At 53.0% G+C, this 16,514-nt stretch carries 17 protein-coding genes; 3 read left to right on the top strand and 14 right to left on the bottom strand.

The window, feature by feature from the left end; translation table 11 throughout:
* Positions 1-52: 52 nt before the first annotated feature.
* The 9 genes from hisIE to QQZ12_RS14300 form a co-directional block, all read right to left on the bottom strand.
* Positions 53-673, bottom strand: coding sequence for a bifunctional phosphoribosyl-AMP cyclohydrolase/phosphoribosyl-ATP diphosphatase HisIE (gene hisIE, locus QQZ12_RS14340; RefSeq protein ID WP_223247991.1), 621 nt, complete (start codon positions 671-673; stop codon positions 53-55).
* On the bottom strand, positions 667-1,428 hold the full coding sequence (hisF, locus tag QQZ12_RS14335) for an imidazole glycerol phosphate synthase subunit HisF (RefSeq protein WP_102993520.1): 762 nt from the start codon (positions 1,426-1,428) through the stop codon (positions 667-669). The genes hisIE and hisF overlap by 7 nt, the downstream gene beginning before the upstream one ends.
* Before the next feature lie 7 nt (positions 1,429-1,435).
* Entirely contained in the window at positions 1,436-2,170 is a 735-nt protein-coding gene (gene hisA, locus QQZ12_RS14330) for a 1-(5-phosphoribosyl)-5-[(5-phosphoribosylamino)methylideneamino]imidazole-4-carboxamide isomerase (RefSeq protein WP_284724567.1), read from the bottom strand.
* Positions 2,171-2,788 (bottom strand): imidazole glycerol phosphate synthase subunit HisH, encoded by a 618-nt coding sequence (gene hisH / locus QQZ12_RS14325; RefSeq protein WP_189319060.1) that lies wholly within the window; start codon positions 2,786-2,788, stop codon positions 2,171-2,173.
* Positions 2,788-3,387: an imidazoleglycerol-phosphate dehydratase HisB gene (hisB, locus tag QQZ12_RS14320; protein WP_102993523.1), complete on the bottom strand. Its 600-nt coding sequence runs from the start codon at positions 3,385-3,387 to the stop codon at positions 2,788-2,790. Before hisB ends, hisH begins: the two co-directional genes overlap by 1 nt.
* Positions 3,384-4,670, bottom strand: a complete 1,287-nt coding sequence (gene hisD / locus QQZ12_RS14315) for a histidinol dehydrogenase (protein WP_102993524.1) — start codon at positions 4,668-4,670, stop codon at positions 3,384-3,386. The genes hisB and hisD overlap by 4 nt, the downstream gene beginning before the upstream one ends.
* Positions 4,667-5,299, bottom strand: a complete 633-nt coding sequence (hisG, locus tag QQZ12_RS14310) for an ATP phosphoribosyltransferase (protein ID WP_102993525.1) — start codon at positions 5,297-5,299, stop codon at positions 4,667-4,669. Before hisG ends, hisD begins: the two co-directional genes overlap by 4 nt.
* Entirely contained in the window at positions 5,277-6,473 is a 1,197-nt protein-coding gene (gene hisZ, locus QQZ12_RS14305; RefSeq protein ID WP_102993526.1) for an ATP phosphoribosyltransferase regulatory subunit, read from the bottom strand. Before hisZ ends, hisG begins: the two co-directional genes overlap by 23 nt.
* A 94-nt stretch (positions 6,474-6,567) precedes the next feature.
* Positions 6,568-7,131 carry a non-canonical purine NTP pyrophosphatase gene (locus QQZ12_RS14300; protein WP_102993527.1) on the bottom strand — a complete coding sequence of 188 codons (564 nt, stop codon included), beginning with the start codon at positions 7,129-7,131 and terminating at the stop codon, positions 6,568-6,570.
* A gap of 445 nt (positions 7,132-7,576) precedes the next feature.
* Here QQZ12_RS14300 and QQZ12_RS14295 point away from each other — a divergent pair, with 445 nt between their 5' ends.
* Both QQZ12_RS14295 and QQZ12_RS14290 read left to right on the top strand, forming a co-directional pair.
* Positions 7,577-7,921 (top strand): EthD family reductase, encoded by a 345-nt coding sequence (locus QQZ12_RS14295; RefSeq protein WP_102993528.1) that lies wholly within the window; start codon positions 7,577-7,579, stop codon positions 7,919-7,921.
* Between the two features lie 118 nt (positions 7,922-8,039).
* Positions 8,040-9,125, top strand: coding sequence for a quinone-dependent dihydroorotate dehydrogenase (locus QQZ12_RS14290; protein WP_106341888.1), 1,086 nt, complete (start codon positions 8,040-8,042; stop codon positions 9,123-9,125).
* Between the two features lie 33 nt (positions 9,126-9,158).
* Here the strand turns inward: QQZ12_RS14290 and hfq are convergent, their stop codons facing one another.
* Positions 9,159-9,395, bottom strand: a complete 237-nt coding sequence (gene hfq, locus QQZ12_RS14285) for an RNA chaperone Hfq (protein WP_022737527.1) — start codon at positions 9,393-9,395, stop codon at positions 9,159-9,161.
* A 150-nt stretch (positions 9,396-9,545) separates the two neighbouring features.
* Here hfq and QQZ12_RS14280 point away from each other — a divergent pair, with 150 nt between their 5' ends.
* Entirely contained in the window at positions 9,546-9,875 is a 330-nt protein-coding gene (locus QQZ12_RS14280; protein WP_102993529.1) for a YolD-like family protein, read from the top strand.
* A gap of 48 nt (positions 9,876-9,923) precedes the next feature.
* Here the strand turns inward: QQZ12_RS14280 and QQZ12_RS14275 are convergent, their stop codons facing one another.
* The 4 genes from QQZ12_RS14275 to lgt all read right to left on the bottom strand — a co-directional run bounded on the left by QQZ12_RS14275 (position 9,924) and on the right by lgt (position 16,018).
* A complete protein-coding gene (locus QQZ12_RS14275) occupies positions 9,924-13,433 on the bottom strand; it encodes an efflux RND transporter permease subunit (protein ID WP_284724566.1) in 3,510 nt (1,169 codons plus the stop codon).
* Between the two features lie 348 nt (positions 13,434-13,781).
* Positions 13,782-14,279 (bottom strand): acyltransferase, encoded by a 498-nt coding sequence (locus QQZ12_RS14270; RefSeq protein ID WP_102993531.1) that lies wholly within the window; start codon positions 14,277-14,279, stop codon positions 13,782-13,784.
* Between the two features lie 5 nt (positions 14,280-14,284).
* Positions 14,285-14,935 carry a pyrophosphatase PpaX gene (gene ppaX, locus QQZ12_RS14265; RefSeq protein WP_102993532.1) on the bottom strand — a complete coding sequence of 217 codons (651 nt, stop codon included), beginning with the start codon at positions 14,933-14,935 and terminating at the stop codon, positions 14,285-14,287.
* Between the two features lie 72 nt (positions 14,936-15,007).
* Entirely contained in the window at positions 15,008-16,018 is a 1,011-nt protein-coding gene (gene lgt / locus QQZ12_RS14260) for a prolipoprotein diacylglyceryl transferase (protein WP_102993533.1), read from the bottom strand.
* Positions 16,019-16,514 lie beyond the last annotated feature (496 nt).

The raw sequence follows: 16,514 nt of genomic DNA, 5'->3' as shown, positions 1-16,514 counted from the left end.
ACTCCTTGCATAGAGTGGCAATTCATTCATAAATGATCAGCGCCGCCAGGCCTCATTTTCCGTGCCGTTCACGCAATTCCGCCAGAACATCGCCAAACGGCAAATCTTTTTCTCGCAACAAGACAAGCAAATGATACAGCAAGTCGGCGGCTTCATATCGCAACTCTGCCTGCCCTTCATTCTTGGCGGCAATGATCACCTCCGCCGCCTCCTCACCCACTTTTTTCAGAATTTTATCGATCCCTTTATCAAACAAATAAGTCGTATAAGAGCCTTCCGGACGTTCCAGCTGGCGCTTGGCGATCACTGTTTCCAACTGGGCGAGAATCAATTCGGGCTCCGGTTTGTCCGCTTCCCCCCCGAAACAACTGACGCTTCCCGTGTGGCAGGCCGGTCCATGCGGTTCCACTTGAACCAACAGCGCATCCTGATCGCAATCGCTACTTACCGCGATCACTTTTTGCGTATGCCCGGATGTAGCGCCTTTATGCCATAGCGCTTGCCGCGACCGGCTGAAGAACCATGTTTCCCCGGTCTCAAGCGTCTTGTCTAACGATTCCCTGTTCATATAAGCCAAGGTGAGCACCTGCTTGGTGAGCCCATCCTGCACGATCGCCGGAATCAATCCGTCCGCGCCAAATTTTAACTCGCTCGGATTCACATTGACTAACACCGCACCTCCACCCCTTTCTCCACAAGCGCCTGTTTCACTTCGCCGATTGTGAGTTCCCGGAAGTGGAAGACGGAAGCAGCCAATGCCGCCGCCGCATCGGTTTTGACAAACACTTCCACGAAATGCGCGGTTTCCCCCGCTCCGCCAGATGCGATCACGGGAACGTTGACCGCTTGGCAAATTTGATCCAACAGGGGCACGTCAAACCCGTTTTTATGCCCATCCCGATCCATACTTGTGAGCAGGATTTCCCCTGCCCCACGGGCAACCGCTTCTTGAGCCCAATCCAGCGCGCGCATGTCGGTCTTCTGTCTCCCGCCGTGGGTGTATACCACCCAATCCCGCCACTCGTCATCATATTTGGCGTCGATCGCCACGACGATGCACTGGTTTCCAAAGCGGGCTGCCCCTTCGGTGATCAAATCAGGGTTCAAAACAGCAGACGTATTGATAGACACCTTGTCCGCGCCAGCCCGCAACAGGGCCGTCATCTCTTCCACGCTACTGATCCCGCCCCCAACGGTGAACGGGATCGTCAATTCCGCCGCCGCCCGTTCAACCACATGGAGCATCGTCTTGCGTCCTTCGACGGTGGCAGAGATATCGAGAAACACCAATTCATCAGCCTGTTCCCGATCATACTGCGCCGCCAACGCTACCGGATCCCCCGCATCCCGCAGATGATTGAAGGAAACCCCTTTGACCACACGGCCGTCTTTCACGTCCAAACATGGAATGATCCGTTTCGCCAGCATCTTCGCCTTACCCCCCTCGTGTCACGCGGAACGCCTCCGCCAATGGGATTGCCCCCGTATAAATCGCTTTGCCGACAATCGCTCCGGCAACCCCTTCCGCTTCGTACTCTCTCAATTCGTTCAGCTCCGCCAATGAGCGAACGCCACCGGAAGCAATGACCGCTGTGCCTGTGGCCCGAGCTAATTCTCGCACCGCAGTGAGATTGGTGCCCGACAGCATGCCATCCCGTTCAATGTCTGTGAAGATAAACGTCTCCGCTCCATGCTCTGCCATCTCTTGCGCCAATTCGGCCGCTGTCACCGTCTGGGTTCGCAGCCAACCATGGGTAGCGATCATGCCACCGCGCGCGTCCAGCCCAACCGCAATCTTGGAACCCATGCGCCGCAGGGAGGATTTGACAAACGCCGGTTGCTCGATCGCCGCCGATCCGATCACAACCCGGGCGACCCCGGCTGCGAGCAAACTCTCCAAACTGGCTTCATCCCGAATGCCGCCGCCCACTTGCACTGGGATGGGGGATTGCTTTACCAACTCCTGAATGAGCGGAAAGTTGACCAATTCTCCGGTTCTGGCCGCATCGAGATCAACCACGTGCACCCACGTTGCTCCCGCGTCGACAAAGCGCTTCAGCACATCCAGCGGATCATGCCCATATACGGTTTCTTGCGCGTAATCTCCTTGAATCAGGCGGACGCATTTCCCGCCCCGAATGTCGATGGCTGGATAGATGGTAAAAGTCATTTACACATGCACCCCCTGATTGGCGATCCGGGCGAACCGATCCAACAGCCCCAACCCAAGCTTGCCGCTTTTCTCCGGATGAAACTGCATACCGTAAATCTGGTTGCGGTTAATGATCGCCGTGACGGGTTGGTGATAATCGGTAGTGGCGATCACATCCTCCGGGTTGGCCGCCTTGACGTGGAAGGAGTGGACAAAATACACATGCCCTTCTTCCAATCCGCGGAACAGGGGATGGGGAAACTTAAACGACAGCCAGTTCCAGCCCATGTGAGGAATCCGATAATCACCGGTAAACTTAACCACATGGCCCGGCAACAAATTTAACCCTTGATGCAATCCATGCTCATCACTGCTTGTGAACAACAGTTGCATGCCGAGGCAAATCCCCAGCAATGGCTTGCCCCCCAACGCCGCTTTTTTAATGGCGGCAACTAAGCCGCGCCCCTCCAATTCACGCATCGCATCGCCAAACGCGCCCACTCCGGGCAAAATGACGCCGGATGCGCATGCGATTTCCTCCGGATCGGAGGTGATGATGCAGGTATGCCCCAGCCGCTCCAATGCCTTGGACACACTATGCAAATTTCCCATCCCGTAATCAATGATGGCAATCATCATAAGACCCCTTTCGTCGATGGCACCCCCTGGACGCGCGGATCGTAGCTGGACGCTTCATCCAAGGCCCGGCCAAACGCCTTGAAGCACGCCTCGATCATATGGTGCGTGTTCCGGCCGTAGTGAACGATCACATGCAGCGTCATCCGCGCTTCCAGTGCCAACTTCCAAAAAAACTCATGCACCAATTCGGTGTCAAACTCCCCTACGCGCGGTTGTGGGAATTCCCCACGAAAAACGAAGTGCGGGCGGTCGGACAAATCAAGCACCACTTGCGCCAAGGCTTCGTCCATTGGCACATACGCCGCGCCGTAGCGCTTGATTCCACGCTTATCAGCGAGCGCTTCCCTGATTGCCCGCCCTAAGCAAATGCCGATGTCTTCGACCGTGTGATGGGCGTCGATTTCCAAATCACCGCGCGCTTTCACTTCCAAGTCCATTTGCCCATGTTTGGCGAGCAACGTCAACATATGTTCTAAAAATGGAACCCCTGTATCCAGTTTGACATGTCCCCGACCGTCCAAGTTGCATGTCAGGGCAATGTCCGTCTCAGCCGTTGTCCGGGTGATCGTTGCCGCCCGTGCTTGCCGTTCACTCATCTGCCTTTCGCCCCTTCCCGTTCCAACCTCACTCGGATCGCCGCGGCATGGGCTCCCAACCCTTCTGCTTCAGCCAATGCCATTGCCTGCGGGCCGTCCCGCAGAAGCGCCTCTTTGCCATAACAGAGCAAACTGGATTTCTTGAGGAAGTGATCCACGCCCAGCGGGGAGAAGAAACGAGCCGTTCCCGCCGTCGGCAACACATGGTTTGGCCCAGCCACATAATCTCCGAGCGGTTCGGTGCTGTAAGGGCCGAGGAAAACCGCTCCGGCATGCCGAATCCGCCCCAATAGGCCCCATGGGTCAGCGACCATCAACTCCAGATGCTCTGGAGCCAGCTGGTTACTTAGTTCGGCCGCTTCCTGCAAGTCGCCGACAACAGTGATCGCCCCATACCTCTCCAGTGCCGTTTGCGCTATCCGGCCCCGTACCAATCGCTTGCATTGACGCACCACCTCGGTTTGCACGTTGGCAGCCAAATCAGCAGAAGTGGTAATCAAAATGGCAGAGGAATCCTCCCCATGCTCCGCTTGCGACAGCAGATCGGCCGCCACAAACACAGGATCTGCCGTCTCATCGGCAATCACCACGATCTCACTTGGCCCGGCGACGCTGTCGATGTCTACTTCCCCAAAGACCAGTTGCTTAGCTAGTGCAACAAAGCGGTTACCCGGCCCCACGATCTTATCCACTTTTGGTACCGATGCTGTGCCATAAGCCAAAGCGGCCACGGCTTGAGCCCCGCCCACTTTTACGACCCGGTTCACACCGGCAACCGTGGCTGCGGCCAATGTAGCGGCTGGTATCGAGCCATCCGGTTGCGGCGGAGTCACCATGACGACTTCCTTCACCCCCGCAACCACAGCTGGAATCACATTCATCAGCACCGTGGAGGGGTAAACCGCCCGACCACCCGGCACATAGACACCTACGCGTTCCAATGGGTGAACCCGTTGCCCCAATATCGTGCCATCTGCTTCTTCCATGATCCACGAGGCAGTCAGCTGTTTTTCATGAAAACGGCGAATTCGCTCGGCGGCGTGGCGAAGCGCGGTCATCAGCTTCGGCTCCACCGCCTGTACAGCCTCGGCCAACTCTGCTTCTTCCACATGAAGCGAATCCAACTTCACGCCGTCAAATTGTTTGGTGAACGCCACCAGTGCCTGATCCCCTTCTTCCTTAACGCGGGTAATGATCTTCCGCACCGTTGCAACCTCTTCATCGCTAAATTCCGCCGTTTTCCGCTTTCTTAAAAGCGCCTCGCGCCCCACTATTTCTATCATGCAGACACCTCCCCTTCCACAGCTTTGCCCAACCGCTCAGCCAACGTTTGAATCGCTTCCCGCTTCAAACGGTAACTCACTTGATTGGCGATTAGCCGCGCCGTCACCTCCGTAATTCGCTCCAGCTCAACCAAGCCGTTCTCCCTCAAGGTTTTGCCCGTCGACACGATATCGACGATCCGCTCAGCCAACCCCGTCAGCGGCGCTAATTCGACTGAACCATTGAGGAAGATCACCTCTACCTGTTGCCCTCGCTCTTTGAAATAACGTTCGGCAATGCGGGGGTATTTCGTCGCCACCCGTGGGTAAAGCGCCGGCTCGGCACCGGGTTTGCCCGCAACCGCCAATCGGCAGGGGCTGATGCGCAAATCGAGGAGTTCATACACTTCCCGGGCAGCTTCGAGCAAAACATCCTTTCCCACGATCCCCAAGTCGGCCACACCGTATTCCACATAAGTCGGCACATCCATCGGTTTGGCCAAGAAAAGGGTGAACCCCTGTTCAGGCAAGGTGAAAACCAACTTGCGCGAAGACGTGAACCATTCGCTGGGAAACGAATAGCCCCCTTTCGCGAACAACGGAATCAACTCTTCCAACACCCGCCCTTTAGGCAGAGCAATCGTCAACACGTCGCACGCCCCCCTTCTCATCCAATAGCAGGACTTGCTCCGCTTTCCGCCGCATCCGCTCCTCGTCCCGTTCGCATTGCCACACCTCGGCGATCACCCGGTTTCCTTCGTTGCGCAGTTTTTCCGCAAGGGCCATAGCCGGGCGCATCGCGGCGGGAGGATATAAAACGCCCACGCACCTCGTTTCAGGAACTTCCAACTTGCCGCTAGCCATCAACCGATCCAGCGTAATAGCGAATCCCGTCGCGGGCATCGGCTTGGAAAAACGCTCATACAATCTGTCATACCGTCCGCCGCTAAACAACGGAAACGCCTGCCCGCTCCCCATGCCCTCAAAATAAACGCCGGAATAATACCCCAAGTTCCCGACCAAGCAAGGGTCAAACACCAAACACTCGCCAAAGCCGTAGGCTTCCAGACATGCGCGGCATGCTTCCAGGTAAGCGACTGCTTGTAAAACCGTTTCGCTTCGGGTTCGCTTCGCCAGTTCCTTCATCCCCTCGGAACCTTTATCCACATGCAGAAGAAAAAGGATTTCCTGCTTGGCCTGTTGCGGAAGCGGACTGTTGTTCACAATTTCCTGAAACCCGACCAAGTCCCGCTCCCCCAACTTTTCTTTCAATTGTTCCAATACCGACTCGTCAGATATCCGCTCCCGCAAGAAACCGTCCAGCAGGGCGGTATGGCCAAACGCCAATTGGAAATCCTCCACTTCGCATGCCCGCATACAATCGAGGGCCAGCGCCATCACCTCGGCATCGGCTGCCGGCCCTTCCAAGCCTACCAACTCCACGCCCGATTGAAACCACTCCGCTTGCCGTCCGGCTTCCACTTCCTGGGCTCGGAATACGCGGGCATGGTAACACAAGCGCAAGGGCAATGGCTCATTTTTAAGCAAGCTGGCCGCCATCCGCGCGATGGGAGCAGTCTGGTCAGGACACAGCACCAATGCATGGCCTTCCCGATCCAAACACTTAAACATGCGCGATTCCGAAATCGCACTCGCGCGGCCGACCGTCTCAAAAAACTCCAGTGTCGGGGTGCATACTTCCTCATAACCCCATGCAGAAAACCGGGCGTGCACTCGTTCTTCAAACTGCCGCTTCCGCGCTGCCAACTTCGGAGGCAAGTCCCGGAATCCCATGGGCTTTTCAAACTCTCGCGGTTTTTCCATCGGTCTCTCCTTCACACTTCATCTTATTATCACGTTACCAAACTAAAGTGTTTTCGTTATTATAACATGAAGGTGAATGTCTGACCACTGTTAATTACGGTAATTTTTTCAACCACTCCGCCATCTTTTCCATCGCCTTGCGCCGATAAGAATAGCGGAGCCGCTCTTCCAATGGCACGTCATGCAACACCCGTGTGTCACCGTCAGGGATGAAGATACGGTCAAACGGAATCGCCCGGTTCGGCGTCATCTCATCATCAATCTGATCACAGATCCGCCCGTGTGTCTTGGCCGTGAAAATGGCCGTCTGCCCCTTGCAAGCGACGGCAACCGCCCCTTCAAACCAAGCATCCCGTACTTCCCCTTCCAAAAGCTTGCGGATTCCTTTATAACCGATACGATCAAACACGCGCTTGGTCAACACGCCTGGAAACGAATCGAACGCGGCGAAGAAAATGCCCGCATCATCTACCATCACCGTGTCATATCCCTGCTCCAACACCTGCTTCAACTTGATTTCCGCCACCTCCGCCATCGTCCCCACATCCGGTTCGTGCAAGACAATTGGCAGGCTTTCCACTTCGATCCCCATGGGCGCCAAAACATCTATCGCTTCTTTTAATTTGGCTTCGTTCTGTGTCGCGAATAAAATTTTCAAGGTCGTTCCCCCTAGCTGCTATCTCTTGAAGAGTCCTTGTAGAATGGATTTATTGTTATTCTATCACGGATGATATTAAGCCATTAAATGGCAGGAAGCGAAGATGATCATAAGCAAGAGATGCAGATGCGACGTCCACCATCATCTGCAAGGGACACTTAATCAATCAACCTATTTGACTTCTATATCAACGCATTCACCCAAAATGGCATGCGCCGCCAAGGCTGACAACCCAGCAAACATCCCCCATGACACGTGGCCAAGCGGGACTGAAAGCGGTTGCTACTTTCGAAATTTAGACAACCTCTTGAAATCTATATGACAGTTTACACTTTTTACCCATAAATATATACTGGATGATAAAATAAAAATATTCATATATACACAGAACTTATCTGTTTATATTTTCCTTATACTTCTCCAATAACGAAAGAGGGATCCCATCATGTATAAAACCGTTGGTTTATATAAGCGAATGGATAATGAAGATCAATTTTATGACTATTACACCAATGTCGTCGTACCTCAATTGCTCAACATCCCCGGTGTCCTGAAAGTGGAGGTGACCCGGCTTCACTCCACGCGAGCCAGCGGCGATTCGACTTACTTCTTGATGGGTGAGACTTATTTCGCTAGCTATGAGTCCTTTCAACGCACCCTGACCACTCCGGAAGGAAAAGCCGCACTCGCCACTGCATTAAAGGAGTCAGCAGAGTTTTTGACAGCGTACGTCGGGCAAGAAGAATCCTTCAAAACCAACATCTTCACCAAACCGCATTACATCAAGTAATCCTAAGCCGGCTATTTGGATAGCCGGCTTTCTTTTTGGGGGAAAATTGCTATAATGGTGTGTTGGTTAGAGAAATCTCGTCCTATGCGCGGATATCGGAAAGGAAGTTATCGGTATGATTTACTCTGCACTTCGCCGAATGCTGTTCAAGATGGACCCGGAAACGGCCCATGAAATGACCATCAAAGGGTTGCAATTGTTGCAAAACACACCACCCGTTCGCCATTTGTACCAGAAGAGCATGACCGTGGTCGATCCCCGCCTTCAAACCACCTGCCTTGGCACAACCTTCCCCAATCCAGTTGGACTCGCAGCCGGTTTTGACAAGCACGCCACTGTTTACCCCGGCCTAGCGGCGCTCGGATTCGGTTTTGTCGAGGTAGGCACCCTGACCCCCCGTCCCCAAAGCGGCAACCCCAAACCGCGCCTGTTTCGTCTTCCCGAAGACCAAGCTGTCATCAACCGCATGGGTTTCAACAACCATGGCGTGGAACAGGCTAAACGCGCATTTGAAACATTGACGCGCCCTTCCATCCCCATCGGCATCAATCTGGGTAAAAACAAAGACACGCCCAATGAAGAAGCGGCCTCCGATTACCAGAAGGGCCTGGAAGCCCTCTATATCCATGGCGATTACTTTGTAATTAACATCAGTTCCCCCAACACCGTTGGTTTGCGTGATCTGCAACATGCTACCGCCTTGAAAGAGCTTTTGTCCGCGGTGATCGGCAAACGAGAACAGCTTGCGGCTGAGCATGGAACAACTCGCCCGGTGTTATTGAAAATCGCTCCTGACTTGACCGAAGAGCAAGTGGAAGAAATCGTCGACGCCGCCCTCCAACTTGGCATTGACGGCATCATCGCGACCAATACCACATTGGCCCGGGACGGTCTCACTGCCAACCACCGCAAAGAAACGGGCGGACTCAGCGGGAAGCCACTCACATCCCGATCCACTGCGTTCATTCACCATGTCTACCAGCTCACTCAAGGCAGGGTGCCAATCATTGGCGTAGGTGGCATTTTCACCGGCCAAGACGCCCTCGATAAGATCAAGGCCGGCGCCAACTTAGTGCAAGTATACACAGGCATGATCTATCGCGGCCCTTCCATTGCCAAATGGATCAACCAAGAGCTATTGCGCTTGCTGGAACAAGAGGGATTCAACAGCGTGAAGGAAGCCGTCGGTTCAGCACATCGGTAAAAAAGCGGAGCCCATATGGGACTCCGCTTTTTCTTACCAATCCAACTGCAAAGGCGCCGCGGTCTGCACAGTGCTGACCATCTTCTTAAAGATCAAAAATTCGCTACCATCCACTTCGATGGAAACCGTAAACTTATCAAACTTCCGAATCCGCCCTTGATACTGAAAGCCATTTACCAAAAACAGGGTTACCGGCAATTGTTTGTCCATCACTTCTTGCAAAAACAAGTCCTGCACATTGTTCATCGATTCACCCCATTTTTCAGTCACTGTTTTCTTCCCATTTCCCCTTTAATCGCGAAAAATCCTCCCCCTGTTGCACATCATTTCGCGCCTCATGATCAATTAACTAAAATTCCCCTCTTGCAATACGAACATATATTCGTATATCATCAAAAGCAAAGGACGGTGAGATCAACCATGAACGTGATTCATTTTCACCGGTGGTATGAACACCATCGGGCCCAATCCGCCTTTATGCAACCGGCTAAGCACATTGACGACACACTCCCATCATACCAGCCACCCCCGCTTACAACGGAGCAGCGCGAGTATATGGGTTTTCTGTTAGAAGAAGCATATGATTTGGAACGGCCTGTTCTGGTCACTTACAGCGGTCGTTTTTCTCCATTGCAGTTTTTTGGGCGCGTCGCCAAAATCCAACCTTTTGAAGAATGGTTTATCATCGCCAATGGTGAATGGAAAAAACGGATTACCTTCTCCCAATTGATCAATGTCGATTGGCTGTGATACAACATCATCCCCTGGCAATCCATACTCGCCAGGGGATGATGTTTTTTATGCCTCTTTTTCCTTTTTGCTACCAAACCGCGCTTGTAGCCCTGCGAACAGCTGGTACATGATCGGCACGATGAACAGCGTCAACAGCGTCGACGAAAGCAATCCGCCGATCACCACCACTGCCAGCCCTTGCGACAACAACGTCCCTTCTCCATAACCCAATCCAAGTGGCAGGAGCGCACACACGGTCGCCAAGGCAGTCATCAAGATCGGTCGGAGCCGGGTGCCAGCTGCCTCCAGCAAAGCCTCTGTAGTCTCCCAGCCTTCTTTGCGTTTCTGCATGACGCGGTCAATCAAGACGATGGCATTGGTCACTACGATACCAATCAGCATCAACGCCCCGATCATCGCCGACACGCTAATCGGCTGATCCGCCACATAAAGACCGACCAAACCGCCAATCACTGCAAACGGTAAGGAGAACAGAATGGTGAAAGGCGCCGTCGCCTCGCCAAACGCAATCAACATGACCAAGTAGACGGCGAAAATGGCAACAATCATAGCTACTCCCAACTGGGCGAAGCTTTTATTCATCTCTTCGGTGTCACCGCCCAATTTGATGGTAACGCCGGACGGCTTCTTCATTTTGGAGATGATGTCCATCACTTCTCGGGAAACCGCTCCGGTGTCTTTGACCATCACATCTCCCGTGACGGAGGCATACAATTGGCCGTCTTCTTTTTGAATACTCACCGGTCCCTTTTCAACCTTCAAGGTGGCGATTTCATCCAAGCGGATCATGTCTCCCGTCTGCGACAAAATTTCCACCTTTTTCAGTTGCTCAACCGAGGCGAGCCCTTCTTTCTCTAAGCCTAATTTCACTTCCTGTGCTTCGTTACCTTGCTCGATCTCCATCACTTTGTCCGCCTGGAGCAGGCCGCGTACCGACATGGCCACTTGCTGGGCCACCAGTCCTTTTTTGGCCGCTTTGGCCTCATCCACTTGCAGAGTGACGATTTCTTTTTGGGCACTTAAGTTGTTGGACACATTGGTCAGCCCATCAACGCTTTTCAGCTTTGCGGTCAGTTCATCAGTCACCCGCTTGACGTCTGCCATGTTGTCCCCGCGAACGCTGGCGTTGATCCCGCCTCCATGCACGCCCATGCTGCTCATCTCGGTTACGTTGATTTCAGCCTTATGCTCCTCTGCCAACGGCTTCACTTGGTTGCGCACATCAGCCAAGAACGGTTCCATGTTGGTGTTATCATCCAGGATCACTACCATCGTACTCCGATTGGCACTGCCAATACTGCCATCGGCGCCCAATTGGCCAGCCATGCTACCGACCGTTGTGGAGATGACTCCCACTTCTTTATGCTTCCGCAACAATTGCTCGATCTGCTTGCTTAATTTGTCGGTTTGTTGCAACTCTGTGCCCGACGGTAGCTCTACTGTCACGCGCAACGCCTTATCCTTTTCCGCTGGCAAAAACGACGTTCCCACCAACGGAATTAAGAAGAGACTGGCCACCAGTAGCACCGTTGACAGACTCATCACGGTTGCTTTATGGTTCAGCGCCCACGCCAACGACTTCCGGTACCAGTGGGCCATCCGGCTTTCCGCCCGTTTGTGGCGCATCGGGGTGCCGCGGAGTAGCATCAGCTTGGACAGCACGGGCACAACCGTGACTGCCACCACCAATGAGCACAACAACGAAAAAGCCACAGTCAATGCAAATGGGTAAAACACTTCACCGACAATGCCGGTCACAAAGCCGAGCGGGATGAATACCGCCACAGTGGTCAAGGTGGACGACGTGATGGCCGCGCCCACTTCTTTGGTCGCTACTTGAATAATGTTCACACTGCGATCCGCATTGCGCATCAGATGGCGGTGGATGTTCTCAATCACGACAATGCTGTCATCCACGACTCGCCCGATCGCGACCGCCATTCCACCCAATGTCATGATGTTGAGCGTGATATCTGCTTGTTTCAACAAGATCAACGTCGCCAACACAGACACTGGGATGGAGACGATGGAAATCAGGGTCATGCGGAAATCACGCAAGAAGATCAAAATGATGACCGAAGCGAACAACGCACCCAAAAGCCCTTCGCGCACCATGGAATGAATGGAGGCTTTAACGCTTTTGGACTGGTCATACAAGGTGATAACCTTCAGCTCGGGGTGTTCTTTGGTGAGTTGCCCCAGCTTGGCGAAGATACCGTCGGCCACTTCCACAATGTTGGCATCTTGATCTTTGATGATATCGATGTTGACAGAAGGCTTGCCATTGGTGCGGGTGATCAGGGACTGCTCAGCAGCCGACTCGGTGATGGAGGCGATGTCCCCCAACTTCACCGTCTTGATCTCCGCTTCGGCGAGCTTCGGTTGCTTTGGTTTGCCAGCTGGGCGCAGGGTAGACGCCTTGCCTTTAGGCATCTTCATGCCCGGCACTTTCTTGCTGGACGGGCCCTTCACTTTGGACAGTTGATCCGAAAGCCGGGTAAGCCCGGTTTTCACCCCATTGATCGCACCGTACAATTGACCGACTTTTTTCATGTCCGGTTCCGGCTTGCTCATCTCATTGTTCAAGGCGATCTGCAAGCCGATCAGCTTGGCCACCAAATCAGCCTGGGTCGCTTGCGCCCGTGACAGGCCCGCAACCCCTTGCCCTAATCCATTTACCGCTTGGCCAATTCCGTTGACCGCATTGCCCAAGCCACCGACAGCCTGGCCAAGTGCGCCCATCTGTTGGCCCATCGTCTGAAAACCTTGGCCGATTTGGTCAAACGCTTGTTGCATGCCTTCCATCTGGTTAGGCGGAACGGTCAGTTCATAATTTCGCAACTGATCCACACTCGTGATTTTCTGATCGATACGCACCGGCAACTCGATACCGTCCGTGCTCAAATCACCCAACGGCAACGACATGTTGGCACTTTGCAAAGCCTGTTGGACGGCTTGAGCGGAAAGGTTGTATTTTTTTAGTTGCTCCGGCTTCAAGCGGATGTAAACCGCTTTGGGTCCTTCCCCTTTCACTTGCACTTCCCCCACCCCATTTACTCCCTCCAGGGCGGGTTTCACTTTGTCATTGATCAACCGTTCCAATTGCGCAGCCGTTTTGTCCTTGCTGGAAACGGACAAGCTGACCACAGGGGTCGTGTTAAAACCGAAACGGTTGAACACGGTGTCTTGCACATCCTCGGGCAAGCGAACTTTGCTGATGAGACTTTCCATCTCTTGTTCCGCTTTGTCCAAATCTACGTCAAAATCAAACTGAGCGACAATCACCGAGGTGCTGTCAGCGGTGACGGAATTCAGCTTTTGCAAGCCTTTCATCCCCCGAACCGCCTTCTCGATCGGATCGGTCACCTTTTTAGATATGTCTTCTGGCGAAGCGCCAGGATAAGGCGTAATCGCCACTACCACTGGAAAACTGATGTCTGGCATCGATTCCATCTTCAATTGTGTCGCTGTATAAAGTCCTCCGCCAGATATGAGAAGGGTCAAAATCAAAACGGCGGCGACATTGCGAACAGAAAATCGTGTCAGCCAGTTCACTTGGATCCTCCTTTGCACCAGAGTATACATAATGAGCTAAATCTACAGGATAATACCCTGAACGTTGATGCGTTCGATGTTTGTTTCCGCTTTCGAAACCGGCCTTAAATCACCCCAATATTACCGAACAGTATATATTGAGTCAATTTCTGATTTGTGAATATTCCCCGGGAAATGGCCTTCCCGTCACAATCTGGTCACACTCCTAGGCCAACAGTGCTTTTGTCCGCCCCCAACACCATTTACTCCTATTGTCTGGCATCTGAGGGCGGTTCACTCTTTTTCCGCGCTAGAAACGTAAAAAAGGCATCTGATATTAAAAATCAGATGCCTGTGGCAGATGCCGTATCATGTGCCTTCGGTGGCCCGCTCGCGTATGATCCGCGCCGGGTTTCCGGCTACGAGCGCATGGGGTGGCACATCTTTGGTAACCACCGACCCCGCTCCCACCATCGCGTAATCGCCGATGGTGACACCGGGCAAAATGGTGCTGTTGGCACCAATCATCACATGGTCGCCAATGACCACGTCACCTAGTCGGTATTCGTGGATCAAGTATTCATGTGTCAGGATGGTTGTGTTATACCCGATGATGGTATTTTTACCGATACGGATTTTTTCAGGATACAGCACATCCATCGTGGCCATCAGCGCCACGGCCGTTTGCTCCCCGATTTCCATCCGCAAGCAGGTGCGGTACAACCACCGTTTCATCGACAAAAAGGGAACATAACGAGCAATCAAGATGATCAAGGTGTTCCAAAACACTTTCCAAAAGGGAATCGTTTGATAGAGTTGCCATAATGCATTACTTCCATGCACTGGGAAGCGCTCTGTTTTTCTCATCTCCATCATCCCCTGGCCGATTGGATCTGGACTATGTCAAGCAGTTGACGCATATCATCGATAAAATACGCGGGAGCCAGCCGTTTCAACTCATCGGCGTGCAAACTCCAAGCCACCCCTACCGCGGCCACACCGGCTCTTTCGGCGGCCATGAGATCATAGCGGCTGTCACCCACCATCAATGCCTGCTCGGCAGTGGCTTGCAGCTTGTCTAGCGCGAGATGGATCATGTCCGGTTCCGGTTTGCCCCGTTTCACGTCATCCACGGTGACGACAGCGGACATCAAGTGATCCAGCCCCATCCGTTTCAAGCCCATGTCCACAACCAGGCGGCGCTTGTTGGACACGACCGCCAAGACGACTCCCGCTTCATGCAACTGAGTTAATACTTCGCGCACATGGGGAAACGATGCCACCAGCTCATCGTGTTTGGCCACGTTATAGGTATGATACGTTTTGACCATCTCTTCGGCTTGAGAAGGGTCAAACCGGCGCATTTGGTCAAGCAACGGTTCACCCATGCATGCCAGCACATCCTGCTCGGTGTATTTTCCCGGACAATGCGTCTCAAGAGTGTGCATAAATGAAGAAAGGATTAAGTTGTTGGTGTCGATCAGCGTTCCGTCCAAATCAAACAATATCACTGTGTATTTCACATTGTCACCTCATTTTTGGCATGAAAGAAGGAGATGGAAGACACCTCTTCCGATCTCCCGATGGTGCTAGCTCTACGCTTTTGCCTGGCCTTCTTTCTCTTCCGCTTGTGCATTGGTTTTCGTTTCCGCCGGCGATGCCGATGGTTCTTTTTCGACGGAAGCTTGTGCGCTGGCTGTGGCCGGCGCCTCTATAATCGCTTCATCCCGATAAAAGGCCGTGGCTCTTCCCGTAGCCCGGCGCCAAACGATGAGAAAAACGCCTACCAAGACTAAGATTAAGCTCACCAGCTGGGCGATCCGCACGTTCCCCCCATCCATCATCCCCGGGTCAAACATGAGCGACATCGGAGACCATAACAGCTCCATCACCGACACCAACCAGTCGGGGCCGGTAAAGGTTAAGCTGTCGGTACGCAATCCTTCGATGAAAAAGCGCCCGAGCGAGTACCAAATCATATAGCTAAACAGCACCTCGCCGCGGCGTGGGTTGAAATGCCTGATCAACAACAACAAGCCGAACCCGACCAGATTCCACATCGATTCATAGAAGAACGTCGGATGATAGTAAGCCCCTTGAATGTTCATTTGCTCGATGATCCAATCCGGCAAATGCAAACCTTCCAAAAAGGCCCGGCTCACCTCGCCGCCGTGGGCCTCTTGGTTGATAAAGTTGCCCCATCGTCCGATCGCTTGGCCCAAAAGCACGCTAGGAATCACAATGTCGGCCAACTGCAAGAAATCGATGTTTTTTTTCTTCACAAATATGTATCCGACGAGAAAAGCGGCAATCAAGCCTCCGTGAATAGCCAGCCCGCCTTTCCAGACGGCCACGATGTCCTCAGGATGCATGGCATAGTATTCCCACTCAAACAGAACGTAATATAGACGGGCGCCGACAATCGCTGAGGGCAGTATCCACAGCATCATATCAAGAATCGTGTCACTGTCCAGCCCGCGCCTCTCGCCTTCGCGAACGGCCAGGATCAATCCCAGCAACGCAGCTGTCCCCATGATGACACCATACCAATGCACTTGAAATGGACCCAGCTTAAACGCAACCGGATCAATGACTGCTTGCCACATGGTTCGCACACTCCTTTCTTCCCTTCGCATCCACTATCCCTTGTATTTTATCGCAAACGATTCAGATAGGAAAAGGGATTAAGAGCAATCAGGAAAAACCCTTCTCTTCATCCCCGTAATTTGTTTATTCATCCATATTTTAACATCTCATCCATAGACACAAAATGTCTGATTTATTAAAATAGGTTACACACGCCTCGGAGGTATTTATTTTGCATCCGATATATTTTTCTGATAATAAAATAAACGAACGCTACGATTGCTTAGAATGTAACAAGCTGGCAAGCGTAAGCGTCAAAAATGGGAAAGGGACATGCCTCACACCGGGATGCCTACGGGACACACCGATCCAGTTCGTCTATTTTCCGCACTGGCCCAAGCCCAAAGCAAGCCGCCAAGGCCGCCCTTTTTTCCCATTTATGAACGACTTCGATCCATGATCAACGACTTGCTACGGAGCCGTCGCTAAAAGAGTCTTGTGGGGATGCCCATGGCT

Source organism: Laceyella tengchongensis, assembly GCF_900182735.1.
Classification (GTDB): Bacteria; Bacillota; Bacilli; order Thermoactinomycetales; family Thermoactinomycetaceae; genus Laceyella; species Laceyella tengchongensis.
This window is presented reverse-complemented; position numbering and strand designations above follow the sequence as displayed.